The organism is Carboxydocella sp. ULO1 (assembly GCF_002049255.1).
In the GTDB taxonomy this organism is placed as follows: domain Bacteria; phylum Bacillota.
Genome location: NZ_BDLQ01000015.1, coordinates 17929 through 44879, shown reverse-complemented (window position 1 = coordinate 44879; position 26951 = coordinate 17929). Strand labels below are relative to the sequence as shown.

Sequence of the window (26951 nt, the reverse complement as noted above, 5' to 3'; positions counted from 1 at the left end):
GAGATTTTTATATTTCTCAGCTAAAAAACGCATAATTCTGCCTATTTTGTGTTAAATCGAATTAATTCCCAGCTTGACAAATTCTAAAAAATTTTATGCAACGCTACTGAGAATAATTATAAAATAAGAAACTGAGGCGATCAGGAATGAAAGTCTGGAATCGCATAAAAGTAAAGGTTTTAGCCTTTGGCATTACAATGTCTATTCTACCGCTGGCATCATTGGGTTATCTCAATGTTCGAACTGCCGAACAGGATTTGTTGATGTCCATCCAGCAACGGAATACTGACCTCGTAAAAGGAATATCCACAGATCTAGGTCAGTTAATTACTGGAATCGAAGATAAGATATCTACAGCTGGTAATATTTACGGGGAAACCCTTTTGCAACAGGACCGGGAAAGCCAGGAAAAATTCCTGTATATTTTTTTACGGGATATACCGGCTGTCGAGGATCTAAGTCTGTTGAATTCCCGGGGAATTGAGGTCATGCGGGTTTCCAAGCGGGAAGTAATTACTCCTCAAAAGTTGTCACAAGTGGACCCGAAACTGTTGACCCAAAAAGGCATGGTTAAACATTATCTTACTGCTGACCAGCGAACTATGGTAAGCTTGATTATCCCCATTAAAAATAGGTTAACCAGGGAAATTAAAGGTGGTTTTTATGTTCAGGTTAATTTAAGGTCAATTATGAACAGAATTATTACCAGATATGGTAACCAGAAAGGTGCTATTTTTGTAGTTGACCGAGAAGGAAAATTGATTGCCCATGAAGATTTCAGTCAAGTTTTAAGACAAACTCCGGTAAGCTCCAGCCTTGCTGTTCGCCAGTTTATGGAGGGGAAAGAGAATGCAGGCAGGATACCGTTAAGATATGTCTCATTTACCGGGGAGGAAGTATTAGGGGTTTATGCTCCCATTAAACAGTTAGGCTGGGCGGCAGTGGTGGAAATACCGGTCCGTGAGGCTTATCGCCCTGTTGCTGCTTTGAGTGTCAAGTTTCTGATCGGGACAATTCTGGTGGTAGTGCTGGTTGTTATCATCAGTATTCTTTTTGCTTTGCGTTTTACTAAACCCATTGAGACCCTGGAACAAGGAGCTAAACGGGTGGCTGCAGGCGAATTGAACCTGGTCTTACCCAAAACTACGGATGATGAAATCGGTCAGCTGGTAGATGCTTTTAACTTTATGACTCAACAGATCAGGAGCAAATCTGCTGAACTTATTCAGACGGAAAAAATGGCGGCTTTGGGTTTATTGGCTGCGGGGGTAGCCCATGAAATCAATAATCCCTTAGCTACGGTTTCCGCTTATGCTGAGGACCTGTTAGAGCGGATCGATCAAGAAGATATTGAGGAACTTTACCGTTCTGGTGAATTGGCAAAATATTTACAGGTAATATGTAAACAGACCGAAAGGGGCAAAAAAATTACAGGAAGCTTATTGAATTTTGCCAGACAACCTGCCGGTCATATGATGGATATAAATCTTAACGAATTGCTGGAAGATACTTTGGCCCTGGTTAATCACCGGATTAAGCAACTTGGTATCCAAATAGATAAAAAATTGGCTGTAAATTTGCCTGTAGTTAAAGGGGACCTTTCCCAGCTGCAACAGGTTTTACTCAATCTTATCTGCAATGCTCTGGATGCTATGGAAACAACGGGCGGACGGCTTAAACTGATTACGGAAAAAGGACAAAAAAGCATAGTAGTTAAAATTATTGACACCGGAACCGGTATTGCCAGGGAGGAGCTGAAGAAAGTTTTTGATCCTTTCTATACAACAAAACCACTGGGTAAAGGTACTGGCCTGGGACTGTCCATTTGTTACGGTATTGTCAAAGAAATGAAGGGAGACATTCAAATTAGTAGTGAATTGGGCAGAGGAACAACGGTTACTGTGATATTACCAATTGATAGTATGACTGGAGGGAAAGAAGGTGATGAACATGAGGGAACAGATTAAAGTTTTAATAGTTGATGATGAAGAAAATTTCCGGGATTTGTTGATTCAACGTTTGAGCAGAAAAGGTTATTGGGTCAAGGGGGCAGCGACGGGCGAAAAGGCTCTGCATTTTTTAAAAGAGGAAACCTTTCAGGTAGCAATTTTTGATATCAAACTGCCGGGGATGGATGGAATAGAACTGCTGCAACAGGCCAGACAAATAGAAGAGAATCTCCAGGTTATTATCCTTACGGGGCACGGGACCATAGAGTCTGCTATTGAGGCGATGAAGATGGGTGCTTATGATTATTTAACCAAGCCCTGCAACCTGGCGGAACTGGAAATCACTCTCCAAAAAGCTTATGAGAAAAAACAGTTACTGGAAGAAAATTTGGGGATGAAAGAAGTCCTGCGGAGGGACAGGAGTTCCAGAGTAATTGTAGGTAAAAGCCAGGCCATTACCAGAGTGCTGGAGCTGGCTAAAAAGGTGGCTGCTTCCGATTCACCGGTACTGATTGAGGGAGAAAGCGGTACCGGCAAGGAACTGATTGTCAATGCTATCCACCACTGGAGCAGCAGAGCCCAACAACCATTAGTAGCTGTCAATTCCGGAGCTCTGCCGGCCCAACTGTTGGAAAGCGAGCTCTTCGGTCATGAAAAAGGGGCTTTTACAGGAGCATTAACTACAAAAAAAGGTTTAATTGAAAGTGCTCACCGCGGAACCCTTTTTTTAGATGAAATTGGGGAAATGGAATTAGGATTACAGGTAAAACTGTTGCGGTTTTTGGAAACTGGTGAGTTCAGGAGAGTTGGTGATGTGCGTTTACGTAAAGTGGATGTACGGGTGATAGCGGCTACCAACCGGAATTTGGAAGAAGAAGTGGTTAAAGGTAATTTCCGGGAAGACTTATATTACCGGCTGAATGTCATTAAGATTCGGGTTCCGCCTCTGCGGGAGCGAAAAGAAGATATTCCCTTGCTGGCAGAGTATTTTTTGCAAAAAGCTGGTAATGGAGCACCTAAACAACTTGCTTCCGATGCCCTGGAGGCACTCATGAGTTATGACTATCCGGGGAATGTCCGGGAGCTGTTTAATATTCTGGAACGCGGCATACTGCTCAGCACCGGTGCTAAAATTCAGAAGGAGGACCTTTTTGGCTGTTTTGCCAGGGAAGATGAACCGAAGCTATGTACCCTTGAGGAAATGGAAAAGAGATATATTAAACAGGTTTTAGAGGCAGTTCAATGGAATAAAACCAAAGCGGCAGAACTACTGGGAATCAGTGTCCGTAATCTTTATCGCAAAATTGAAGAATATCAATTAAAGAAATAATTTCATCCATGACATTTTGTCACACCGGAATGACAAAATGTCATGGATTTTTTTATGAAAGGCCTATTTTCAGGCCTTTTTAGGCTGGTATGGTTTTTGCTCTTATATTAGCGGCGCGTAAATGAAGGCAGACAAAACTGGAGCACTCGGGGGAGGTGAAAAAAATGGAGCTGCAGCTTGAACCCGATAAATGCCTCAGGGTACGGACTGCTGCTAATATTTGTGATAACTGTGTTAAAGTCTGTCCGTCACAGGCGATAGAGATTAGTAATGGGTTCAGAATTGATAAGGAAAAATGTGATACTTGTGGCCTGTGTGCCGGAACCTGTCCGACAGAAGCCCTTACGCTGGACCAGCATTCTTATCATCAATTGATTGGTCGGGCCAGGGAAAAGCGGAAGATTGCCTTTACCTGTGAACAGAATCCATTGCTAGGGGTTATTAATCTTCCCTGTTTAGGTTATTTGTCTGAAACTTTACTGATAGGCCTGGTTTTAAACTGTAACCGGATCCGATTGGTTTTTGCTGCCGAAAAATGTGCTTCTTGTAACAGGCAAGCAGGGGCATTGATTGAAGAGAGACTGATTCGGGTGCAAGCGATGGCTTCCAGGCTGGGAAAAGAGGGAGTCTTGCTTGTTGATAATGGAGAGGAAGAAGAAGTTTTGACGAAACGGGAATTCTTCTCTTTTCTCAAAGACCGGATAGTAACTTTAACCTATTCTGGCTGGGAAGATAAAAGAGCCCGCAAAGGCAAAAAGTTGCTGCCTGCTGCCAGGGAGTTTCTCCTGAACAGCACAGGTCAAAGTTTAAAGCCTGGATCACAGCTTATGCTATCAGGCGGTAATTGGCCTTTTGCCCAGATAGAAGTGGATGAGCGCTGTACAGGCTGTCAGGTTTGTACACAAATTTGTCCTACTGGTGCCTTGCAGATAAATGATGATGATGAAGAAAAGGAGTTGCGGCATACTCCAGCCTTATGTCTAAATTGCGGGGCTTGTGCAGACTATTGCCCGCAGCAGGCGGTAAGCCAGGGGGATAAGGTGGACCTGGGCAAGGTGGTTGCTGCAACCAGTTTTCCGCTCAGGAAAATACATCAAAAAAGGTTTTGGCAGGAATGTGAACCTGAATTTTTACACCGGTCAAAAGCTAAAAAGCTTTTACTTAAATTCTAAAAAGGGGAGGAGTAGAATGAATCTAGTTTGCAAATGCGGTTACACCCACATTACGACAAAGACTCTGAACAAAAGGCGTAACAGTATTACAGGGAGAATCAGTTTTATATGCAAGCATTGCGGTAAAATGATCCACGTTCCTACTGTTACGCCCAGGGTTTTCAGAGAGCTCATCAGCAAGACAGGGACCAGGGGTTATAATGGCAACATTTTACTTAGTGAATAGAAAGGAGAATAAGCAGTGAGCACTGAAAAAAAATGGGCGATGGTAATCGATTTGCAGAAATGTATTGGTTGTGATACTTGCACAGTGGCCTGTAAAGCAGAAAACCGCACTCCGCCTGGAGTAACCTACAATGTGGTTATTGAGGAGGAACGGGGAACTTATCCCAATGTCAGCAAGGTTCATGTGCCCAGGCCCTGTATGCAGTGTGACCGGCCCGCCTGTGTCCAGGTTTGCCCGGTCAAAGCAACCTATAAACTGGAAAACGGGATCACCGCCATTGACTATGATCGCTGTATCGGCTGCCGCTACTGTATTATAAACTGTCCTTATGGAGCCAGGTATTTTGACTTCGGGCTGGATTATAGCCAGGAGATGGTTGGATGTAACGAGGTACAGGCCCCCGAATACGGTATTGACAGAGGTAAGCGGGAAAAAGGCAAGTCTCCGATAGGGAATGTTCGTAAATGCATGTTCTGTTATCACCGTTTACAGCGCGGAGAAGAACCGGCCTGTGTTGAGGTTTGCCTGGGAGATGCCCGTTATTTTGGCGATCTCAATGATCCGGAAAGTGTGGTCTCAAAATTGGCAGCAAGTCCAAGGGCTTTTGTTCTGCAGGAAGAAATGGGAACTAAGCCCAGGGTCATCTACTTGAAATAATGTTCAATAATAAGAGGAGGATGTGAGTACGGTGAAAAGCAGCGAACAGTTGACTAAAGCCTGGTATGGGGTACTCATTTTATTAATGGCGCTCGGCGGCTGGGCGATTATCGAAAGAATTAACGCCGGATTGGCCGTTACCAATTTGACCAGTGCTACACCCTGGGGAGCCTGGGTAGCTTTCTATATCTTTTTTGTGGGTTTAAGTGCCGGTTCTTTTCTCCTGTCTACCATGATCTTCGTTTTCAAGATGGAACAGTATGAAAAAATTGGTCGTGATGCCTTGCTGGTGGCCATTCTCAGTATGGTTTTGGCCATGTGCTTTATCTTACTGGATTTGGGGAGGATGGAACGGTTCTGGCATACCCTCCGTTACTGGAATTTTACCAGTGTGCTGGCCTGGGAAGTTCGTTTTTATGTAATCTATGTTGGCTTATTAACTGCTGAACTTTACTTCTCCATGCGCCAGGATCTGATTCGGGTTGCTCAAGGCACAGGGTGGCAAGCGTCTCTGGCTCGCTTCCTTACCTTTGGCAGTACTGACCTGAGCGAAGAATCGAAACAACGGGGTCATAGATGGTTGAAAATTTTAGGCTCAATCGGGATTCCCATCGCTATATTCGGAGTTCACGGTGGTACAGGAACGCTGTTTGCAGTGGCCAAAGCCCGGGCTTTCTGGAATAGCGGCCTTTTCCCGGTAATCTTTGTTGTCTCTGCTCTGGTTTCCGGTACCGCTCTGTTGCTGGCCTTTTATGTAATCCGGACCAAGGTAATGGGTCGTGAAGTCGATAAGGATATGGTCAAATCTCTGGCCGGACTTTTAAGCCTGTTCCTGCTTGTGGATGTAGGTCTGGAATTCTATGAATTCTTTGTTGGCGCCTATGGGCTGGAACATGCGGAACTGGCTACTATTGAAACTATCTTCGAGAGTCCTTTTTCCTGGTCATTCTGGTGGATACAAATGTTTTTGGGAGTAGTTGTTCCGTTATTCATTTTCTTTAACAGCAAGCTAAAAGAATCAGTTAAGGCCATTACCGTGGGAGCTGTTCTGGTAGTGATAGGTATTCTGGGTGTGCGGTTTAACATTGTAGTCCCTGCTTTAATTGTACCTGTTTTACACGGATTGCCCTGGGGCTATTACTATCCGACTTTAATCGAATGGGTCAGCAGTATTGGAATTATAGCTTTCGGTCTCTTTTTATACTCGGTAGCAATCAAGGCTTTACCGATTGATGCAATAGAAGACATCGAAGATATTAAGGAGGGAAAACTATATGGCGCAACTAAAGAAGTCTATTAAAATTAGCAGAAGAAGTTTTATTAAAACTGGTGCAGTCCTGGCGGGAGTAGGAATGGTGGCTCCTGCTGCCCTGGGGTCTGAGCAGTCAATGGTTGAAAACTGGTTCCTGGATGATCCCCATGGAACGGGAAAAGAGACCCTGAATTATGGCGCTGAGGATGTCATCTATACAACCTGTGAACAGTGTAATACCCATTGTACTCTGAAAGCTGTGATAACTCCTGCTCAAGGCAACGGTCCTACTTCTTACATCAGAAAGTTAGCCGGCAACCCATATAGTCCACTCAATATGCAACCTTTTGGTCAGATTCCTTACAAGACTCCAGTGGATAAGGCGGCCAAAGGCAATGGTGATTTGGCCAGGGAGGGACGAGGCTTTCGGGGTGGACGGACCTGTCTCAAGGGCCAGGCTGGTATCCAGACTGCATATGATGCGTTAAGAGTGCAAAAGCCGCTGAAAAGGGTTGGGCCCAGGGGAAGCGGGCAATGGCAGAGTATTAGCTGGGAACAGGCGCTGAAGGAAATTGTTTATGGCAGCCCCGATTTGGGAACTCCGGGGTTGAAAAGCATCTGGGCCTTTGTCCCCCAAGAAGAGGTTATGTCTGATTGGGAAAAGGTGAAGAAAGGGGAGCTGTCCCAGGAGGAATTTGATGCGAAATACAAGGATGTACTGATCGATACCAAACATCCGGATTTGGGACCCAGGGCTAACCAGATTGTAGGCTTTTTCGGGGACCGGCGGGAGTTCTTCAAGGACAGATACTGGAGCCAGACTATTGGCAGCATTAACAGCCTTGACCATGGCGGTATTTGTGGTGTCAATGGTGTAATCGGGAATGTACAGTCCTTTAATACTGATAAACCGAAAAAGCGTATGTATGCTGATGTGGACAATGCTGAGTTTGTCATTGTCTGGGGAACTGACCCGCTGGTAGCCAACAAGGGACCGACCTGGCTGGCGCCCAAATTCATGAATGCTCTCAAAAGAGGGATGAAGCTGGCAGTGGTGGACCCGAGATTGAGCCGGATTGCTGAGAAGGCACATATCTGGGTGCCCATAAAACCAGGAACCGACGCGGCTTTAGCGCTGGGAATGGCCCGCTGGATTATTGAAAACGGGCGTTATGATCTCAGGTATTTGACCAATCCCAACCAGGCAGCAGCAAATGCTGACGGGGAACCGACCTGGTCAGATGCAACCTATTTGGTCAATCTCAGCGCCAAAGGCAAGCCCAAACTCCGGGCCAGTGACCTCGGGATCGGAACGGAAGAACAGTTTGTGGTAATTCAGAATGGGAAACCCGTACCCCATGATCAGGCTACAGAAGGACAATTAGAAGTGGATACGGTTATTAACGGTATCCAGGTCAAGTCGGTATTTACCCTGTTTAAGGAACGGGTTATGGAACATACCATTGAGGAATATGCCAGGATCTGTGAAATCGAACCGCAGCAGATTATCGAACTGGCCCGGGAGTTCACTTCCCATGGTAAAAAAGCTGCCATTACCTCTTATCGGGGCCCGGCAATGCATGTTAATGGTTTCTATAATTTGCGGGCAATTAACTGCCTTAACCACTTGATCGGCAATTATGACTGGAAAGGGGGCAGCATGAGCACCGGGGCCAAGTTTAAGCCTTTAGAGGGCAGGTATGATCTAATGAAAGTGCCCAAAGCCAATAAAGCCTGGGGTATTCCGCTGGTACGCAATAAGGTTGTCTATGAAAAGACTACTCTCTTTGAGCGGGATGGCTATCCGGCTAAACGTCCCTGGTTCCAGTATTCCGGCAATAACATTCAAGAGGCTTTACCCAGCGCTGCTGAAGGTTATCCTTATCCCATCAAGGCCCTGTTTATTCACCGGATTTCCCCCTTGTTATCAGTACCGGTTGGCATGGCCCACAAGGAGATTTTAAAAGATCAGAAAGCTATACCCCTTCTGGTGGTATCCGATGTGGTCATCAGTGAAACAGGAACTTATGCTGATTATATTTTACCTGATTTAACTTACCTGGAACGCTGGGGTTTTGAAACAATCTATCCCAATTTCCCGTTGAAAGAAACCCATATTCAGCAGCCGGTAACCCGGGTTTATCCTGAAGCCCGGCAGATGGAAGACTTCTTCATTGATCTGGCCAAGGAACTGAAGTTGCCGGGAGTTGGTCCCGGAGCTTTCCCGGATGGCAGTTCACTGGATCGGGCCGAGGACTTTTATCTGAAACTGGTGGCCAACATTGCTTATGATGGAAAAGAACCTGTACCGGAAGCTGATGACAAAGAACTGTTAATCTTTGAAAAGTCAAGACAAAAAGCTTTAGGAAAGTTCTTCGATCTTCAGGCATGGAAAAGAGCGGTTAAGCCGGAAGAGTGGCGCAGGGTTGTCTATGTTCTAAATAGAGGGGGAAGATTTGAAAAACAGGGCAATGAATATGATGGTCCGTACCTTAAGTATAAATTAGCTTCTGAGGTTAATTTTTACTCCGAAAAAGTAGCCAAAGGGAAACACCCATATACCGGTAAACCCTTTGACGGCTTGCCCAGAATTGAAGAAATCACTTACTACAATTGCAAAAAGGTAGATATTAAGGATTATCCCCTAATTTTCATTAACTGGAAAGCAAGACATATCGGTACTCATCGCAATATCAGCGATGCCTGGCTGCGGGAGATCGAGGCAGAAAATTATGTATGGATGAATCCGGTTGATGCCAGGAAACGCGGGCTTAATACCGGAGATTCCATTATAATTAAATCTCCAGATTTTGAAGCGAAAGGCAAGGTGCTGGTAACTAATGGCATTAAACCCGGCGTTGTAGGATGCAGTTATAATTACGGCCATTTCGCCTATGGCGCATCCTCGGTACAAATAGACGGTAAAAAGACCAAAGTTGTGCAGCCCTATGGCCATACCCAATGGGTGGCAGGAGATAATGATACCGGTTTTGCCTTAGGAAGAGGTACTGGTTTTGCTGCCAATGCAGTTCAACTGGTGGATGTCACATTGAAAAACGCTTGTCTGTCCGATCCTATAGGCGGCGGAGCCAGTCAATTGGATACTAGAGTGGAAATAGTCAAAGCCTTATAAAAGTCTAGCCCCTGAAGCATTCAGGGGCTCAATTTTTATGTCTGTTTGCAAAACCTGAAACAGTAAGTTTTAAACTCATTAATTGCTGTGTTAAAAAATTTGTTTTTATGATAAACAAGGTTGAATTTACGCTTAATATTTAATCCGACAACCTTTACAACTGAAACTTTACCGGTTGCTACCGCATTCTGTACCGCAAGCCGGGACATGAAGGATAGTCCAAAACCACAATGAACAGCATTGATTATAGCTTCGACACTGTTAAATACTCCAACTGCTTTCCATTTTATTCCGTGGGATTTCATGGCGGCTTCGAATACTTCACGAGTGCCGCTGCCCTCCTCTCGTACAATAAAGCTCTGATCTTCAAGCTGTGCAGTGTCAATGCTCCCTGCTTTCGCCCATTCATGCATTGGTGGGCAGACAAGCACAAGCTCATCTTCATAAACTGGTACCTTAACTATGTCTGGCCAGTTGCCTATGCCCTCTACCAGTCCGATGTCAAGCTTGGCCACATACAGCATGTTTATAATGGTGGCCGTATTATCAATTACGGCATTTATCTGAACAGTTGGATGAGCAGCGGAAAATTCCCTGATGAGAAAGGGCAGGATTGCTGAGCCTATGGTTTTGCTGGCACCTACGCGCAAAATGCCGCCTTTTGACAGATCTGATAACCGTTTTTCAGCTTCATTTGACAGGCTTAATATGTGCGAGGCGTAAGAGTAGAGCTCCTCTCCAGCCTTCGTAAGATAAATCTTACGGCCAATCCGTTCAAAAAGCTTTATACCATAGTACCGTTCCAGTTCTACTATGGCCTGGCTAACTGGTGGTTGGGTCATATGTAGCTGTTTTGCTGCGGCCGTCATACTGCCTGTTTCGCACACTGCGAGGAATATTCGTAAATGTCGCAGAGTCATGTTCACACCTCAATCTATATGTATTTACATATCTTTTTCATTTTATTTTAATATTTTACGTTTATATAAGTCAAGAGTATAATAGCTTATGGAAACAAACTGAAGGATAGGAGGAGATATTAAATGGAAAATACTAAAGATCAGGTAAAGACCGGGATTAATGAGCGAATCAAAGATGCAACAGTCTGGATTGCCGAACATCTACCAGGCTTTTTACTTGTAACTGCAGTTACTTTCATAGCAATAAAGCTTCAGTCGACAAGGCTTTTTTCAGAGGTCCTGCCATTAAGCTCGCTCATTATCGCAATAATTATAGGTATGACTATAAAGAACGTCATTTCTTTGCCAACAAGCACACAAAAAGGTATAAGTTTCAGTGCTAAAAAAATCTTAAGACTTGCTATTATTTTTCTTGGTTTTAGACTCAGTATATCACAGGTCTTAGAGGTAGGCCCCTCCGCCCTTATATCTATCCTGATTGCTACTACTTCAGCTATCCTTTTCACTTTATGGCTTGGCCGCATCATGGATGTTCCGCTTAAGCGTGCCCTGTTGCTCGGTAGCGGTGTATCTATCTGCGGCGCAGCGGCGGTAGCAGCAGTTGATGCCGTAATTAAATCCGAGGAGGAAGACACTGCATTTGCTATTGGTGCAGTGACACTGTTCGGCACTATATTCATGTTTCTTTATCCGGCCCTGCATGGTCTTTTAAACATACCTGATCTGTTTTACGCATTGTGGGCAGGAAGCTCGATACATGAGGTTGCACAGGTAGCGGCAGCAAGCGTTGTGGCCAGCGGTCAATTCAAAGCCATGGCCTCTACCGTAAAAATGATCAGGGTGCTCTTTATTATTCCACTTACCCTTATCCTGACTTTTATCCCGTGGAACGACAATGTAACAGAAGAGGACAAAAATCCTGTTATCCCTCCACAGAAGAGCAAAATTACTATCCCGTGGTTTGCTATCCTCTTTTTTGTTATGGTGCTGATTAACTCATTCGCTGGACTGCCACAAAATGTTGTCGCCGGGCTTATAACTTTTGATAACTGGATTATGACTGCAGCTATGGCGGGGTTAGGTCTCGATCTCTCCTTCAAAGCAATGGCTAAAATTGGTACCCGTGCTGTTATTTTAGGTGCTGTTTCTTCGGTGTTTATTTCCATCCTCAGTGCTGCTGTAATCGGAGTTATATTAGACTAAAGTGATAAAAATTTCTTATCGATCCCCATTTATAATAAATATAATTTATTAGACAGATAAAATATGGTTATGTTACAATTAGACCGAAATTGAGAGAAAGGGGGAGGATTATGGGTACTTTTTGGTCCAGGGTTTACCGGAAGGCAGTGCAGGAACACTGGAGTCCAATGACAGCAGTTGGAGTGCTGGGTATCTTAAGTGCGCTCTATTTTGGTACACTGCAAACAGTTTGGGCGGTAACAGGGGAATTCACCCGCTGGGGCGGTCATCTGCTTCAGTTATTCGGTTATGACACCGGGGAAATGAGTTATTTTAAAATTATTAAGCTCAAAGGAATGCCATGGGACCGGGTTGATGGCTGGGTGGTCTTCGGCATGTTTGCCGGCGCCCTGATTGCTGCCCTCCTGGGAGGTAATTTCAAGATACGGGTGCCGGTGCAAAGACGCCGGCTGGTGCAGGGATTGTTAGGCGGTATAATTGCTGGCTTCGGCACAAGATTAGCTATGGGTTGCAATCTGGCAGCCATGTTTACGGGAATACCGCAGTTTTCTTTACATACCTGGCTCTTTACTCTGGCGACCATAGCCGGTACCTATCTTGGTCTTAAAATAACTTTGATGCCTTTCTTTTTGGGTAAACCGGTGATTTTGCCAGGTGGAACAGTACAAATGGCAAAAAAATATAACAGTCATCAGCCGGTATTGGGTTTTTTGTTAGCAGCAGTGGCCATTGTTTTGGCTGTACTGGCCTGGCAGAATGGTAACGGGAAGCTGGCCCTGGCAGGGTTATTTGGTCTGGCCTTTGGAGCTGTGATCGAACGGGGCCAAATCTGCTTCACCTCTGCTTTTCGTGACTTGTGGCTGGTGGGAAGAACGACGATAACCAGGGCGATTATTGTAGGGATGGCTATCCAGTCTTTGGGTACTATTTATTTTATTGTTCACGGAACTCCGGCCAAGGTGATGTGGGCAGGAGCTGGGGCAGTTCTCGGTGGACTGCTATTTGGCTTTGGCATTGTCATTGCCGGCGGGTGTGAGACCGGCTGGATGTATCGGGCTATGGAGGGGCAATTAAATTTTTGGGTAGTAGGTATAGGGAACATCATCGGTGCTACTTTGCTGGCGATAGGCTGGGATAAAGGTATTTTCACCTCTCTGGTAGCACCCTATCCGAAGGTGGACCTGGTGAAAATTCTCGGTCCGGCAGGGGCTTTAGCCGCAACCTATCTTTTCTTAGCGCTGATCTACGTTTGGGCTACCTGGATGGAGAAGCGCCGCAAATATAAATCGGAAATTCATTTGCCAGTTGAAATCAATACAGCTGTGGCAGAGAGCAAATAGGGGAGGAGAAGACTGTGGGAGATCGTTCCTTAGAGGTTGATTTTGTACTTGATTTACGGGGTGAACCTTGTCCTTATCCGTTGATCTACAGCCTGGAAACCCTCAGTAAGCTCCAGCCAGGGCAGACCCTGGAAGTGCTGGCCGACTGTCCTCAATCCTTCCGTTCGGTTCCGGAAGAGGCTGTGAAACACGGATATATTATGATGCATGAGCCGATTAAAGAAGGGCCGCTTATCAGGTTCTTCTTTAAGGTGCCGGATAAAAAATAAATCGAAAGGAAGGGAGTAATCCCTTCCTTATTTATTTCCCGCGAAATTCTTGTTATAATAACCTGAGTACATACTAGCAACCGGAGGTTACTATGCAGTACCAGTCATCTCTTAACAAATTATATTACTTTTTGCTTTATGCGATTATTGCGCTGCAAATTCCCTACTTACCTTTATATTTTAAGGAAGCAGGTGCCAACGGAAATTTTATCGGTCTAATTTCTGCTTTAGGGCCTTTTGTTGGCTTATTTATGCAACCATTTTGGGGAATCATTGCTGATAAAACCCAGCGGCTTAAATTCATAATCCAAGTATTATTGTTTTCTTCAGGTGTTTTTATTTTATTAGTCCCTTTATATAACAATAAAATTTGGTGGATGCTGACAATGCTATTATACACAATGGTACAAACAGCGTCTATGCCACTTACTGATACTCTAATGCTAAGTGATAATCAACGTTCCCGGGAATTCGGGAAATATCGCTTATGGGGTTCGCTGGGCTTTGCTGTGATAGTACTGATTACATCAGCATTTTTAACTAAATCCAATATTAAGTTTATTTTCCCTCTCAGCAGTATTCTTTTTTTTATTGTCTGGATTCTTAGTTTTTCTTTACCTAAAACTCCAGTTGTGCCTATAAAACAAAACATTTCAGAAATTTATCAGCTTATAAAAAATCCACTTTTTATCTTGTTAGTCGTTTATGCTTTCATAATCCAAATGCCTTTTAGTGCCTATAATACCTTTTTCAGTATCTATTTTTCCAGCCTTGGGGCTACTACAACAATGGTCGGATTAGCCTGGGCCTTGGCTGCCAGCAGCGAGATTCCTGTCTTTTATTTGTTTAATGTCCTGCGCAAATCTTTAAATTTATATCAAATCCTCACCATCGCCGGTATCATCTACGCAGTGCGCTGGTTTGTCTATGCCTATTTTCCATACCTCTGGCTGATACTATTACTACAGTTGAGCCAGGGTCTCAGTTTCGGGCTTTTCTACTTATCTGCTATTCAACTATTAAATGAAACTACCTCTCAAGAAGTAAAAGCCTCAGCTCAAACTATTTTTACTGCGATTGCCTGGTCATTAGGTGCTGCTGCCGGCAGTTATAGCGGGGGAATTATCTACACAGCTTTTGGGCTATTTACATTGTTTAAGTTATCTGCTCTGCTCGCATTCTTATCTGCCTTAACTTGGTATGTATTTACGGTAAAAGCGAAATTGCCATTAATACCGACTAAATACCGGTAGAACAGCCCGCCAGCCAATCCTGGTCCAGGGGGAATCGAGGAACAAAACCCCCATCTGCCGGTGACGGTGGAGGAGAGTATCGCTGATATCGTCAGAGTGCGACAGGCTGGGGCTGCCATGGTGCATTTGCATGTCCAGGATGAACAGGGACGGCCCAGCCAGAGCCGGGAGCTGTTTGCTAAGATAGGAAAAGGGCATTAAGCCCGAGCTGGAGATTTTTGATGCTGGTGCTGGGTACGGCCCGGCGCTTGCTGCGGGAAGGGCTGCTCCAGCCACCTTTGCATAACTACAATTACAAAATCATTAAGTAATTACAACTATAATCAATTAAAGGGCCATATTATTTGGTATTCTCCAGTATGTTTACCAAGTTCTTGGATTAAAAACTTCTCACAAAATGTGACCTTTTAGGAGGTAATGAGCGATGAATAAGAAGATTATCATTATTTATAGTTTCCTATGTATCTTTGTTCTAGCTACCATTAATTTAGCATATTCAAAATCTGATGAATTTCTTTTAGGCGAAAAAATAAAAAATTTATCTAAGTCGGAAAAGATCGTTGTAAAAATTAATGGAATACCTGTAACCGAAAAAGAATATGAGAGCAAAAAATTGTTCTTGGAAACACAAAAACAACCTGCAAATTTTGAAAATGTAATAAGAGCAATTGCCGAACAAAAACTACTATTTGAAGAAGCAAAAAAGCGTGGTATTACCGTCACAAAAGAAGAACTTGATAATTTTATACAATTGCAAAAAAGACTTTCAGAACAAGTGAGTGACGAAGAAAAAGCAAATTTCCGTGACTTTTTGGCCGGCCAGGGTCTTACCGTTGAAGAATACTGGTCTAATCCCGATGTTATAAATGCTTATGAAAGAGGTATATATATTGGTAAATTTAAAGCACAGTTAAGAAAAGAATTATTAATACCTGAGAATGAAAAAAATTCCCCAAAAGCTTATGAAATGGTTAAAACTAAAATAAATGAAATAGTTAATAAAGCTAAGATAGAGAAACTAGATGACCAAATAAAATGAGTATAAAGGACTTATGGTTATTGAATGAAGCCAGAGTGTATTTGGCAAGCTTTTTATCCCCCTAACTAATTTAGACACTGCGACTTTAAGAGTTAATGGAGGGCCACCACTTGACCAAATCACTCAAGAAGCCTGAGCAGGCCAACAAAATTCAGTATAAGCAGGCTCCATTCCGTCAATAATGTAACTGAAACTACAAGGACGGGGTGGAGCCAATGCTGATCAATAAGGTGGAAATCTGCGGTGTCAATACCGCCAAACTGCCGGTGCTGACCAATGAACAGATGCGGCAGCTGTTTGCCGCCATGCAGCAAGGCGATCAGGCTGCCAGGGAAAAACTGATTGAAGGCAACTTGCGGCTGGTCCTCAGTGTAATTCAGCGTTTTGTTAACCGCGGCGAATATGTGGACGACCTTTTCCAGGTCGGCTGTATTGGCTTGATGAAAGCCATCGACAACTTCGACTTAAGTCAGAATGTGAAGTTTTCCACCTATGCCGTCCCTATGATTATCGGGGAGATTCGCCGCTACCTGCGGGACAACAACCCCATTCGCGTCAGCCGCTCCCTGCGGGATATCGCCTATCGGGCCCTGCAGGTGCGGGACAACCTGGTCAACAAACTGAACCGGGAGCCCTCGGTTAATGAAATCGCCGAGGAGTTGAAATTACCCCGGGAAGAAGTGGTATTTGCTCTGGATGCCATCCAGGAACCCATCTCTCTCTTTGAACCAATCTACCATGATGGGGGAGATCCCATTTTCGTCATGGACCAGATTAAGGATGAGAAAAACCAGGATGTTGGCTGGCTGGAAAACATCTCCGTCAAAGAGGCCCTGGCCCGCCTGGGAGAAAGGGAAAAACAGATTCTCACCTTGCGCTTTTTTCACGGTAAAACCCAGATGGAGGTGGCAGAGGAAATCGGGATTTCCCAGGCCCAGGTCTCCCGGCTGGAAAAAGCTGCCTTAAACCATATGCGCAAACACGTCGGAACTTGAACACAAACCGCCTGCGGAACAGAGATGTTCCGGACAGGCGGTTTTTTTAGCAGGAAAAACGGCCGCCGGTGTTGAATACCTTTTAGGGAAACGGAGGTCGTACTATTATGGGTAAAAGGAAGCGACATGGAGCGGACTTGATGCTGCTTGGGGCTATCCTGGTGCTGCTGACTATCGGTCTATTGATGGTCTTCAGTGCCAGTTCCATTGAAGCGATGTTGCCCAAAAACGGGAATCCCGGCGAGTTTGGCAATCCCCTGGCCTTTTTTTATCGCCAGAGTGTAGCGGCTGGTATTGGACTGGTCTTAATGTTTGCCATACTGCGGCAGGATTATCGCAAGTTGATCGGCTGGAAAAAAATCATTTTTTCTGCCACCATCATTTTACTGGTGCTGGTTCTGATTGCGGGAGAATCTCGCAATGGTAACAAGGCCTGGCTGGGAGCGGGTGGTTTTTCCCTCCAGCCATCGGAGATGGCCAAGCTCTCTCTGGTAATTATGCTGGCTGCCTATTTTGAGCGGGAAGAACGTTTGGTGAAACGGGGTAAAAAACGCAAAATCAGCTATGTGCCCGCAATTATACAAGTAGTACTTATACTTGTCCTGGTGGGGCTGGAAGGAGATGCCGGTTCCGCAGGGGTTATTTGTCTGATTGCAGCGGTGGTATTGTTTGCTGCTGGTATCCCCTGGGCCTGGATTGGAGCTCTGGCGGCAGTGCTGGTACCGGTAGCGGTACTGGCTGTAACCACGGTTGGCTACCGGCTGAAACGGTTTACTGTTTTTCTCGACCCCTTTCAGGATCCTCTTGGTTACGGTTTTCAGCAGGCCCAGGCTTTGCTGGCCATCGGCTCCGGTGGGCTGCTGGGCGTGGGATTAGGGGACGGCAAGTCCAAGTATCTCTGGTTACCCGAACAGCACAATGACTTTATTTTCGCCGTACTGGCCGAGGAGATGGGCTTTATCGGGGGTATAATCGTCTTTACTCTGTTTGCCATTGTCCTTTACCGGGTCTATGAAATCAGCAAGAAAGCTCCAGATACCTTCGGCCGCTTGCTGGTTACGGGCATGGGGGCGGTATTGCTGGTAGAGGCTCTGGTCAATCTGGCCATGGTGCTGGATGTTTTCCCGGTAGTAGGGGTAACCCTGCCCTTTATCAGCTATGGCGGGTCTTCTCTATTGTTTAAACTGATTGCTGCCGGGATTATCCTCAATGTCTCCCGCTATACTGTGGAAGAAGAAAATGAGGGACAGGAACTGGCGGTAAGCTGACACACTTTCAGCCTCGTCTACATATAATGTAGGTAGACAGGAGGTGAAAGCCGTGCTCAAGGTGTCGGACTTACGGCTGCGGGAAGTCATCAATGTGGTGGACGGGCGGCGTTTGGGCCCCATCAAGGATATCGATATTGATGTGGAAAATGGCACCATCCGGGCCCTGGTACTGAACCCGGAAGGTGGGCGCATGTTTCGCATGTTCGGGCGCCAGGAGGATATCGTGATCCCCTGGGAAAATATCAACAAGATCGGCATTGATGTTATACTGGTAGAATTGGAGCAAATCGCCTATAATTACCAATAACCAGCCCTTAGGGCGGTTTTTTGCACGAGAGGAGGGGACAGCCTTTGGAACCTTTTCAGTTACGCGATAAAGGGGGAGTTGTCCATCTGGCCTTACCGGACTGGGAACCGTGGGCACAGGTGGCTTTTTCAACGCGCATCGGGGGGACAAGCAAGCCACCGTACAATACCTTGAATCTGGGGCTGCATGTAGGAGATGAAAGCGGGCGGGTGATTGTCAACCGTAAACGCTTTGCCCAGAGTTTGGGACTGGAAGCCGATGCCCTGGTCAGTGTACGGCAGGTTCACGGCTGCCATCTGGTTTGGGCTGGAGCTGCCCGCCGTGGCCAGGGGGCATTTAGCTGGGATGAAAGTCTGCAGGCAGCGGATGCCCTGGCCACAGCGGAACGGGGCTTGCCCCTGATCACTTTTTATGCTGATTGTGTGCCTTTGTATTTTCTGGCTCCGGAAGGCGGAGTAGTCGCTATGGCCCATGCCGGCTGGCAGGGAACGGTGCAACAGATTGGCCCCCTGGTAGTGCGGGAGTTATGTCAGCAACTGGAACTTGCTCCGGAGCAAATCTGGGTTGCGATCGGTCCTCATATCGGACCCTGCTGTTATGAAGTGGATGAACGGGTGGCCCTCAAGATCGAGGCTCTGGGGGTTGGAGGGCTTACCCCGGGACGGGAAGGCCACTGGCAGCTGGATCTGGGAGAGACCAACCGCCAGCTTTTGCTGCAGGCCGGGATCAAGCCGGAAAATGTCTGGCAGAGCCGCTATTGTACTGCCTGCCATTCGGATTTGTTTTTCTCCCATCGCAAGTCCGGGGGCAAAACGGGCAGGATGGGAGCCTTGATAATGCTGAAATAAAATGGGGAGGTAGATTATGGCGACTATTTTGCTGGTTGATGATGATCCGCTGATCGTAGAGCTGGTACAGTTCAATCTGGAAAAATGGGGTTACCAGGTGCTGGTGGCCAGAGATGGGCAGGAGGCCCTGAAACTGGCCCGTAATGAAAAACCGGATCTGGTGATTCTGGACCTGATGTTACCGGTAATTGACGGCCTGGAAGTTTGCCGCCATCTGCATGATGACCCGGCTACCCGCAATATACCGATTATCATGCTGACGGCCCGGGGTGAAGAAACCGACAAAGTGCTGGGTTTGGAGCTGGGGGCTGATGACTATATGACCAAGCCCTTCAGTCCCCGGGAACTGCTGGCCCGTATCAAGGCTCGCTTGCGGCGGCTAAGTCCGGCCGAAGAAGGCAAGGAAACGGGAGAAAAAGGGATCAGCTATGGGGAAGGGGAAATCATGTTGTTTCCCGAAAAATACCAGGTGGAAGTACGGGGCAGGAAGCAGAGCCTGACCCCCAAGGAGTGTGAGCTGTTACAGCTCCTGATGACCCATCCGGGCCGGGTGTTTTCCAGGGATTATCTGCTGGAGAAAATCTGGGGCTATGACTATGCCGGTGATACTCGCACTGTGGATGTGCATATCCGCCATTTGCGCATGAAAATAGAAGCTGACCCGGCCAATCCCCGCTATCTGGAAACAGTACGTGGGGCTGGCTACCGCATGAGGGAGTTGGAGCAGTGAAGAGAAAATTTCACTGGAAGATTATTATTTTATCCCTGGTAGTCTTAACCGGTGCTTTTATTCTGGTAGATCAGGTGCTGGTCAGTCGCTGGGAGGCCCGGCTGGCCCGCCAGGCCCACTGGCAGGAAAAAGCGGATTTGCAGGCAGAAGTAACCTACCTGCGTCGCCTTTTGTTTGAAGCTCTGCTGGGTACCCTGGTGCTGGCAGCTGGAGGCAGTTACCTGCTGGCCGTGCGCTTTACCAAGCCGGTTCAGGAGCTGGCGGAAGGGGCAATGGCGCTGGCCAAAGGGGATTTAAATTACCGTTTGCCGGTGCGGGGCGATGATGAACTGGCCTATCTGGCGGTGGCTTTTAACCGTATGAGTGAACGGTTACAGCAGCAGATCGAGCTGGCGGAATGGGAAAAACAGCGCCTGCAAACCATTCTGGCTTCCATGGCGGAAGGGCTGATCGCGGTTGATCGCCTGGGGCGGATCATGCTGATCAACCGGGCGGCCTGCAAGATGTTCGGAGTAGAGGCCAAGGATGTCTCCGGCCGAACGGTGCTGAGCCTGGTGCGCCATCCGGAAGTGGAAGAGCTGATCCGCAAAACCGTTCGACTGAAAGAGGTGCAAAAATCCGAAATTCGCCTGGCTGGCGAGAAGGAAATCTTTCTGCGCCTTACCGCTGCGCCCCTGGGCCAGGATGCCCACCACCAGGGGGCGGTAGTGCTGATGCAGGATATCACCGAATTGCGCAAACTGGAACAATTGCGCACCGAGTTTGTGGCCAATGTTTCCCACGAATTGCGCACCCCACTGACCTCCATTCGAGGTTTTGTAGAGACTTTGCTGGATGGGGCCATGGAAGACCGGGTGCTGACAGAACGTTTCCTTACCATCATCCAGTCAGAAGCAGAACGGCTACAGCGTCTGATCGATGACTTGCTCAGCCTGAGCCGGATTGAGGCACCGAGGGCGGAAGTGGTACGCCAGCCGGTGGATGTGGCGGAAAAGGTGCAGAAAGTGGTGGAAATTTTACAACCCCTGGCAGAAAACAAGGGTCTGGGTTTGCTCCAGGAGATTCAGCAGCCTTTGCCGCCGGCGGCTATGTCCGGGGATTTGCTGGAACAGGTGCTGTTGAACCTTATTGATAATGCCATTAAATATACACCGGCGGGATCTGTTTCCGTCAGAGTCTGGGCGGAAGCCAATCAGATCCGGGTGGAGGTAGCCGATACCGGTATCGGCATTCCCCCTGAGTCTTTACCGCGGCTGTTCGAGCGCTTTTACCGGGTGGACAAGGCCCGTTCCCGGGATCTGGGCGGGACAGGCCTGGGCCTGTCCATTGTCAAACACATTCTGGAACGGTATGGCCAGACTATTGAAGTCAAGTCAGAACTGGGCAAAGGCTCGGTTTTTTCCTTTACACTCCCGGTTTATTCCTGAAGCAAGCAGGAAGTGGCTGGTTTTTGTAGAATATTACTTAGTTAAGACACGAACGAGGTGAAAGAATGAACAAGCAAAAGCGGAGAAAGAAAGAGTACAGGTTGTTCGTGTTAGCCAGTATTGTCTTGCTGCTGATCGGGGCGTCTGTCCTCTGGTGGGGAATTCGCTTTATGGCCAACCGGATTGTGGCCAGGGTTATAGATATTCAGCCGGTACAATGGGGGAAACTAGAAGAGGTGGAACAGGCTGAGGCCTGGACCATCCGCCGGGAGAAGATTTTACCCGTTCCAGCCGGGGCTAAACTGGAGCCAGTGGTTCCCGAGGGGCAGCGGGTACGCCGGGGAGAAGTGATCGCTCGCTTGCAACAGGGGCAACTGGATGGTGCTGCTGGTCGCTGGGACGAACGGGTAGTTGCTCCTGAGCCCGGCCAGGTTTGCTATCATGTGGATGGGCTGGAAAGCGTTCTCCTGCCTGAGCTGATCGATACCGTTGAACCGGACCAGCTCTGGCAGGCTTTACAACAGGAACTGGGCAAAGAAAAACCCCCGGTCCAGGGGGTAAAGCTCCTCGACAATCTGCAGAACCCGGCTTTTTTGCTCCATCTCAACTCAACAGTACACTGGCAGGCGGGAAAAACAGTGCTTAAACTGAGAGGTAAGGATACCAGCCTGCTGGTGAAAAAGCTGAAACAACGCGGTGGTGAGACCTGGGTAATCCTGACCGCTCTCAATGATGTGGGGGATCTGGCCCATGAGCGCCGGAACAATCTGGAACTGGTGGAAAGGACCTACCGCGGCTATCTGGTCCCTGCCTCTGCCCTGACCGAGACAGGGGGGAAAAAGGGTCTGTATGTGGTCTACAAAGAAATCGCCTATTTCAGGCCGGTGAAAGTCAACGGCCAGGTAGGGGAAATGGCGGCTGTGGAGGAAATAGCACCGGAAAATAAAGCGCCCTTGCTGGGCCCAGGTGCGCGGGTGGTGGTCACACCGGCCCTGGTCACCGATGGGCAAAGGGTGATGAGGTGAGAAGTATGGCTGATAGCTGGGCTGAGATTGCAGTGAATCTGGCCAGAGTCAGGGAGGAAATCAGGACAGCAGCCTTGCGGGCTGGCCGGCGGCCGGAGGAGATCACCCTGGTGGCGGTGTCCAAGACTGTGCCACCCGAGGGGATTCAGGCAGCTCTGGCTGCCGGGGTGACTGACCTGGGGGAAAACCGGGTACAGGAACTGCTGGCCAAGCAGCCGGAATTGCCTCCTGGACTGCGCTGGCATTTGATTGGCACGCTCCAAACCAATAAAGTAAAATATATTATCGACCGCATTCATCTGTTGCACTCTCTGGACCGCTGGGAACTGGCCCGGGAGATCAGCAAGCGGGCTAGTGCTCGGGGGCTGATCCTAAAAGCCCTGATTCAGGTGAATGTATCGGGAGAAGAAACCAAACATGGCCTGGCTCCTGGCGATGTCCCGGTTTTTTACCGGGAAGTCCAGGAACTGCCGGGTTTACAGATTGAAGGGCTGATGACTATGGCGCCTTTTGTGGCTGACGCTGAACAGGCCCGCCCTTATTTTCGTCAGTTGCGGGAATTGGCCCGGGAGCTGGGACTAAAACATTTATCCATGGGTATGTCCAATGATTATCAGGTGGCCATTGAAGAAGGGGCTACCCTGGTACGCATTGGTAGTGATATATTTGGTGCAAGGAGGTAAACTAAAATGGCAAAAATTATGGATAAGGTAATGGGTATGATCGGTCTGGCCGATGAGGAAGAAGAACTGCTGGAAGAACAGGATGAGTTCATGGAAGAACGGGAAGAGCAGTTTCGTCGTGGCAAAAAGGCGCCTGTGGTAGCCCTGCCGCAGCAAAAAGGCATGAAAGTGGTAGTAATTGAACCGCGCGCCTTTGATGAAGTCCAGTCCATTGCCGATAATCTGAAAAACCGTCGCAGTGTAGTGGTAAACCTGGAAAAAACCGATCCCAGTGTGGCCCAGCGCATTGTAGATTTTGTTTCCGGCACAGTTTATGCTCTGGGTGGCAGTCTGCAAAAGGTTGGCACCGGTATTTATCTTTTCGTTCCCAATGGAGTGGACATTTCCTCCATGCTGGACAGCCGGGATGAACAGCGGGATCGAGGCATTTTTACCTGGGTGAAGTAAGATGGCTTTAACGGATAAGCGTATCGGTTTTATTGGTGCCGGGGCCATGGGTTCGGCCTTGATCAATGGTTTGCTGAAAGCCGGACTGGTTACCCCTGATCAGATCTATGCCGCCGACATCCACCGGGAGCGACTGCTGGCCTGGCAGGAAAAAATGGGCATCCATGCCTGTGCTGATAATGGCGAAGCCGCTGCTGCCGCCGATATCCTGGTGCTGGCGGTAAAACCGCAGGCCATGGAAGAAGTGCTGGAGGAGATTCGGGAAAGGGTCAATGGAGATAAACTGATAATCTCTATTGCTGCTGGAATTACCACTACTCTGATTGAAACTTTTCTGCCCGGCGTGCCGGTAATCAGGGCCATGCCCAACACTCCCTGTCTGGTAGGGGCCGGAGCTACGGCTATGTGTCTGGGCAAATATGCTACTACAGCCCATGAAACTATGGCAGCCGCTATTTTTGGTGCTGTTGGCACAGCTGTTACCGTCAAGGAAAATCTGATGGATGCCGTTACCGGTTTATCCGGTTCCGGGCCCGCTTATGTCTACATTATGCTGGAGGCTCTGGCCGATGCCGGGGTGCGGGTGGGCATCCAGCGGGATATCGCCATGACCCTGGCGGCCCAGACCATGCTGGGGGCGGCCAAAATGGTGCTGGAAACAGGAGAGCATCCCGGTCGCCTGAAGGACATGGTTACTACTCCCGGGGGCACCACCACCGCCGGTATTTACGCCCTGGAAGAAGGGGGCTTAAGGGTAACCTTGATGAATGCCGTGATGGCGGCCACCAGGCGGGCCCAGGAAATGAGTGCCGGGCAAAAATAGGGAGGTAGGAGCTTGCTGATCGATTTTATTGACACTTTGTTTAAGGTTTATAGCTGGATGTTGATCATTTATATTCTCTTGAGCTGGTTTCCGGTTAACCGTTATCACCCGGCGGTCCGGTTATTACGGGATATGACTGAACCATATCTTGACCTATTTCGCCGGTTCATTCCTCCGGTCGGGATGGTGGACTTTTCGCCAATTATTGCCTTCTTTGTTCTCGATTTAATCCGGCGAGGCGTTCTCTCTTTCCTCAGTCGCATGCTGGGGGGATATTGATGCGGGAATACTGGCTGCGGCAGGCGGGCAATGACGAGGAAAGAGCCCTGGTGGAACGGCTCTGGGATCTGCTGGTGCAGGTGGAAACCAGGGAAGTGCCCGCTTTTACTTTTTTCCTTGACCCCGGCCAGCAGGTTTTGGCCAGAACTATCCTGGAAACAAGGCGACAGACAGTTGCTTATCAGCAACAAGGAGGTTTTACCGGTGAACCGGAACGCTGCCGCCTGCTCTTGTTTCCGGCTGACTGGGCTGAATTTGGCTTTGAACAGCCGGGCGTTACGGTCATGCGGGTAGAAGGCCGTTTTCAATTCTTTCAACCGGGTCACCGGGATATTCTCGGGTCTATGCTGGCCAGTGGGATCAAGCGGGAGCTGGTAGGAGACATCCTCTGTACAGAAAAAGGAATCTGGGTAGCGGTGGCCAGTGAAATTGTTTCTGCCTTGCAGTGCCAGTGGAACCGGGTGGGCCCTGTACCCGTTGAACTTTTGCCAGAGCCTGAACCACCGGCAATTACGCGCCCCGCAGGGGAAGAACGGCTGGTGAGTTTGGCTTCTCCGCGGCTGGATGCTCTGCTGGCCCAAAGTGCAGGCGTAGCCCGCCAGCAGGCGGTAGAGTGGATTACCAGCGGTCTGGTACGCCTCAACTGGCGCCAATGCCTTAAACCCGCTGCAGAGATCCAGCCAGGAGACTGGTTGTCTGTTCAGGGGTTTGGCCGGGTGCTGGTGAAGGCCCAGAACGGTAACAGCAAAAAAGGCAGATTTTTATTCAAAGTGGAAATCTGGAGCAAAACCGGCAGAGGAGGATGAGCGATGGCACAGGTCAAAACGCCCCTGGATTACAAAAACCCCGATTTTGAACGGGGTTTTCGGGGTTATAGTCCGGAAGCGGTGGACAAATATGTAGCCGAGTTGCTGGCTGACTATGAGAAGATCTATAAGGAAAACCTGGAGCTGAAAGAACAGCTGGCCTCCAGAGAATTATCCCTCAGCCATTACAAGCGCCTGGAGGATGATATCAAGGAGGCCCTGGTGCTGGCTCGCCGCACTGCCGATGACCTGCGCCGGGCAGCGGAAACAGAAGCTACAGCTATCCGGGCGGCGGCAGAAAAGGATGCCAGCCAGCTGATCAGTCAGGCCAAAGAGCGGGTAAAAGATATCTTGCAGGAGCAGGAAGAACTGCTGAAACTCAATCATAAGCTGCGTACGGAACTGAAAGCCATGTTACAGGCTTATCTGGACTTGCTGGAAAAGGGAACCTACTTTGCAACAGAGACTAAACAAGAATAATCCATAGAAAGAGAAGCGGCAGGAATCGGGCATTTCTGCCGTTACTTATTTTGGGGAGGTATGTAGCCAGTGTTTTTTGTGAATCAACCGCTGATTGTAGACCTGACCCGGCTGCTGCCGGGACCATATGGCACTTTCTTGCTGGCCCAGTTTGGGGCCCGGGTGGTGAAAATTGAAGACAAAGGCAAGGGAGATTATCTGAAAAGCCTCTTTCCTGAACGGGAAGGGGAGGATGCCTATATTTACCACCTGCTCAACAGCTGCAAGGAAATCCGTTACCTGGATTTGAAACAGGCAGTGGACCGGGAGGAGTTCCTGCAGCTGGTGAAAGAGGCTGATTTGTTGATTGAAAGTTTTCGGCCCGGGGTAATGGAACGACTGGGCCTGGGTTATGATTTTCTGCAAACGTTAAATCCGCGCCTGGCTTACATCACTATAGGGGGCTATCAGCCGGATTCCCCCTGGGCTAAAGATGCAGGCCATGACCTCAACTACCAGGCGGTAGGAGGAATCATCGGCAGTACCGGTAAACAGGAACGGGCCATTCCCGGGTTATTGCTGGGCGATCTGGCCGGGGGCATGGCATTGTTTGCAGTGGCTGCCGCAGCCCTTTACAAGCAGGCAGTGAGCGGACAGGGGGGACGCTATACTATTGGTATTGCCGAGGTAGTCCAGAGCTGGGCCAATGTTACCGGTGCCTTTTATGGCCAGGACAAACGCCGTTACTCCTTACCCGGCCAGGGTGTGGTAGCCGGAGGCATAGTCTGTTATAACCTCTACCGCTGTCTGGACGGATATGTGGTGCTGGCTGCACTGGAAGAAAAATTCTGGGCCAATTTTTGCCGGGCCACCGGCAAAGAACACTGGCTGTCCCAGCAATTTGCCCCGGCCTTGCCCGGACAACCGGTCTATGAGGAAGTGTGCCAGTATTTTGCTCAGCGCCGGAAGGAACAGATTCTGGCCGAACTGGGGGATAAGGATTGTTGCCTCAGTCCGGTGCTGGAGCTCAAGGAGCTGGTACCTGATTCGGAAACGGAACACCGGGAAAGGATTACCGGTTTTGTCCGCTAAGAAAAGGAAAACCCGG

At 48.1% G+C, this 26951-nt stretch carries 27 protein-coding genes; 26 read left to right on the top strand and 1 reads right to left on the bottom strand.

From position 1 onward, the window contains the following. The first annotated feature begins 146 nt into the window (after positions 1 to 146). The 6 genes from ULO1_RS03680 to ULO1_RS03650 all read left to right on the top strand — a co-directional run bounded on the left by ULO1_RS03680 (position 147) and on the right by ULO1_RS03650 (position 9719). Entirely contained in the window at positions 147 to 1967 is a 1821-nt protein-coding gene (locus ULO1_RS03680; protein WP_079933012.1) for a sensor histidine kinase, read from the top strand. After that, positions 1951 to 3279, top strand: a complete 1329-nt coding sequence (locus ULO1_RS03675; protein ID WP_079933013.1) for a sigma-54 dependent transcriptional regulator — start codon at positions 1951 to 1953, stop codon at positions 3277 to 3279. The genes ULO1_RS03680 and ULO1_RS03675 overlap by 17 nt, the downstream gene beginning before the upstream one ends. A gap of 164 nt (positions 3280 to 3443) precedes the next feature. Next, positions 3444 to 4451 (top strand): 4Fe-4S binding protein, encoded by a 1008-nt coding sequence (locus ULO1_RS03670; RefSeq protein WP_079906525.1) that lies wholly within the window; start codon positions 3444 to 3446, stop codon positions 4449 to 4451. Between the two features lie 241 nt (positions 4452 to 4692). Then, positions 4693 to 5334: a 4Fe-4S dicluster domain-containing protein gene (locus ULO1_RS03660; RefSeq protein WP_078664615.1), complete on the top strand. Its 642-nt coding sequence runs from the start codon at positions 4693 to 4695 to the stop codon at positions 5332 to 5334. A gap of 31 nt (positions 5335 to 5365) precedes the next feature. Further along, entirely contained in the window at positions 5366 to 6634 is a 1269-nt protein-coding gene (nrfD, locus tag ULO1_RS03655; RefSeq protein ID WP_079933010.1) for an NrfD/PsrC family molybdoenzyme membrane anchor subunit, read from the top strand. Next, complete coding sequence (locus ULO1_RS03650) at positions 6609 to 9719, top strand: molybdopterin-dependent oxidoreductase (RefSeq protein ID WP_079933009.1); 3111 nt, start codon at positions 6609 to 6611, stop codon at positions 9717 to 9719. Before nrfD ends, ULO1_RS03650 begins: the two co-directional genes overlap by 26 nt. Positions 9720 to 9754: 35 nt before the next feature. On the opposite strand, the gene ULO1_RS03645 is transcribed toward ULO1_RS03650, so the two are convergent. Next, complete coding sequence (locus ULO1_RS03645; protein ID WP_078664618.1) at positions 9755 to 10639, bottom strand: LysR family transcriptional regulator; 885 nt, start codon at positions 10637 to 10639, stop codon at positions 9755 to 9757. Between the two features lie 123 nt (positions 10640 to 10762). On the opposite strand from ULO1_RS03645, the gene ULO1_RS03640 reads away from it, so the two are divergent. The 20 genes from ULO1_RS03640 to ULO1_RS03545 all read left to right on the top strand — a co-directional run bounded on the left by ULO1_RS03640 (position 10763) and on the right by ULO1_RS03545 (position 26935). Continuing rightward, positions 10763 to 11842: a YeiH family protein gene (locus ULO1_RS03640; RefSeq protein ID WP_079933008.1), complete on the top strand. Its 1080-nt coding sequence runs from the start codon at positions 10763 to 10765 to the stop codon at positions 11840 to 11842. A gap of 110 nt (positions 11843 to 11952) precedes the next feature. Further along, positions 11953 to 13182, top strand: a complete 1230-nt coding sequence (gene yedE / locus ULO1_RS03635; protein ID WP_079933007.1) for a selenium metabolism membrane protein YedE/FdhT — start codon at positions 11953 to 11955, stop codon at positions 13180 to 13182. Positions 13183 to 13196: 14 nt separating this feature from the next. Beyond that, complete coding sequence (gene yedF, locus ULO1_RS03630) at positions 13197 to 13451, top strand: sulfurtransferase-like selenium metabolism protein YedF (protein ID WP_079933006.1); 255 nt, start codon at positions 13197 to 13199, stop codon at positions 13449 to 13451. 92 nt (positions 13452 to 13543) lie between these two features. Beyond that, positions 13544 to 14704, top strand: a complete 1161-nt coding sequence (locus ULO1_RS03625; RefSeq protein WP_079906521.1) for an MFS transporter — start codon at positions 13544 to 13546, stop codon at positions 14702 to 14704. 33 nt (positions 14705 to 14737) lie between these two features. Then, positions 14738 to 14905 carry a 3-keto-5-aminohexanoate cleavage protein gene (locus tag ULO1_RS03620; protein WP_079906520.1) on the top strand — a complete coding sequence of 56 codons (168 nt, stop codon included), beginning with the start codon at positions 14738 to 14740 and terminating at the stop codon, positions 14903 to 14905. A 223-nt stretch (positions 14906 to 15128) separates the two neighbouring features. Then, positions 15129 to 15743 (top strand): SurA N-terminal domain-containing protein, encoded by a 615-nt coding sequence (locus ULO1_RS03615; RefSeq protein ID WP_079933005.1) that lies wholly within the window; start codon positions 15129 to 15131, stop codon positions 15741 to 15743. A 215-nt stretch (positions 15744 to 15958) separates the two neighbouring features. Then, on the top strand, positions 15959 to 16738 hold the full coding sequence (gene sigG / locus ULO1_RS03610) for an RNA polymerase sporulation sigma factor SigG (protein WP_078664623.1): 780 nt from the start codon (positions 15959 to 15961) through the stop codon (positions 16736 to 16738). Positions 16739 to 16845: 107 nt separating this feature from the next. Then, positions 16846 to 18006 carry a putative lipid II flippase FtsW gene (gene ftsW / locus ULO1_RS03605; RefSeq protein WP_078664624.1) on the top strand — a complete coding sequence of 387 codons (1161 nt, stop codon included), beginning with the start codon at positions 16846 to 16848 and terminating at the stop codon, positions 18004 to 18006. A gap of 52 nt (positions 18007 to 18058) precedes the next feature. Continuing rightward, positions 18059 to 18316 (top strand): YlmC/YmxH family sporulation protein, encoded by a 258-nt coding sequence (locus tag ULO1_RS03600; RefSeq protein ID WP_143325401.1) that lies wholly within the window; start codon positions 18059 to 18061, stop codon positions 18314 to 18316. Positions 18317 to 18360: 44 nt separating this feature from the next. Beyond that, positions 18361 to 19164, top strand: coding sequence for a peptidoglycan editing factor PgeF (pgeF, locus tag ULO1_RS03595; RefSeq protein ID WP_159446823.1), 804 nt, complete (start codon positions 18361 to 18363; stop codon positions 19162 to 19164). 16 nt (positions 19165 to 19180) lie between these two features. After that, complete coding sequence (locus ULO1_RS03590; protein WP_079933002.1) at positions 19181 to 19894, top strand: response regulator; 714 nt, start codon at positions 19181 to 19183, stop codon at positions 19892 to 19894. Next, entirely contained in the window at positions 19891 to 21321 is a 1431-nt protein-coding gene (gene pnpS / locus ULO1_RS03585) for a two-component system histidine kinase PnpS (RefSeq protein WP_079906518.1), read from the top strand. Before ULO1_RS03590 ends, pnpS begins: the two co-directional genes overlap by 4 nt. A gap of 65 nt (positions 21322 to 21386) precedes the next feature. After that, positions 21387 to 22346, top strand: a complete 960-nt coding sequence (locus ULO1_RS03580; RefSeq protein WP_143311943.1) for an HlyD family efflux transporter periplasmic adaptor subunit — start codon at positions 21387 to 21389, stop codon at positions 22344 to 22346. A 5-nt stretch (positions 22347 to 22351) separates the two neighbouring features. Next, entirely contained in the window at positions 22352 to 23029 is a 678-nt protein-coding gene (locus tag ULO1_RS03575) for a YggS family pyridoxal phosphate-dependent enzyme (RefSeq protein WP_079933000.1), read from the top strand. A gap of 6 nt (positions 23030 to 23035) precedes the next feature. Next, the gene (locus tag ULO1_RS03570; RefSeq protein ID WP_078664631.1) at positions 23036 to 23476 is read left to right on the top strand and encodes a cell division protein SepF; all 441 of its coding nucleotides are present in this window, start codon (positions 23036 to 23038) and stop codon (positions 23474 to 23476) included. 1 nt (position 23477) lies between these two features. Then, positions 23478 to 24299, top strand: coding sequence for a pyrroline-5-carboxylate reductase (gene proC / locus ULO1_RS03565; RefSeq protein WP_078664632.1), 822 nt, complete (start codon positions 23478 to 23480; stop codon positions 24297 to 24299). A gap of 12 nt (positions 24300 to 24311) precedes the next feature. Next, the gene (locus ULO1_RS03560) at positions 24312 to 24578 is read left to right on the top strand and encodes a YggT family protein (RefSeq protein WP_079932999.1); all 267 of its coding nucleotides are present in this window, start codon (positions 24312 to 24314) and stop codon (positions 24576 to 24578) included. Further along, positions 24578 to 25384, top strand: a complete 807-nt coding sequence (locus ULO1_RS03555) for an RNA-binding protein (protein ID WP_079932998.1) — start codon at positions 24578 to 24580, stop codon at positions 25382 to 25384. The genes ULO1_RS03560 and ULO1_RS03555 overlap by 1 nt, the downstream gene beginning before the upstream one ends. A 3-nt stretch (positions 25385 to 25387) precedes the next feature. Continuing rightward, entirely contained in the window at positions 25388 to 25864 is a 477-nt protein-coding gene (locus tag ULO1_RS03550) for a DivIVA domain-containing protein (protein ID WP_078664634.1), read from the top strand. 69 nt (positions 25865 to 25933) lie between these two features. Beyond that, positions 25934 to 26935, top strand: coding sequence for a CaiB/BaiF CoA-transferase family protein (locus ULO1_RS03545; protein ID WP_079932997.1), 1002 nt, complete (start codon positions 25934 to 25936; stop codon positions 26933 to 26935). The last annotated feature ends 16 nt before the right edge of the window (positions 26936 to 26951 follow it).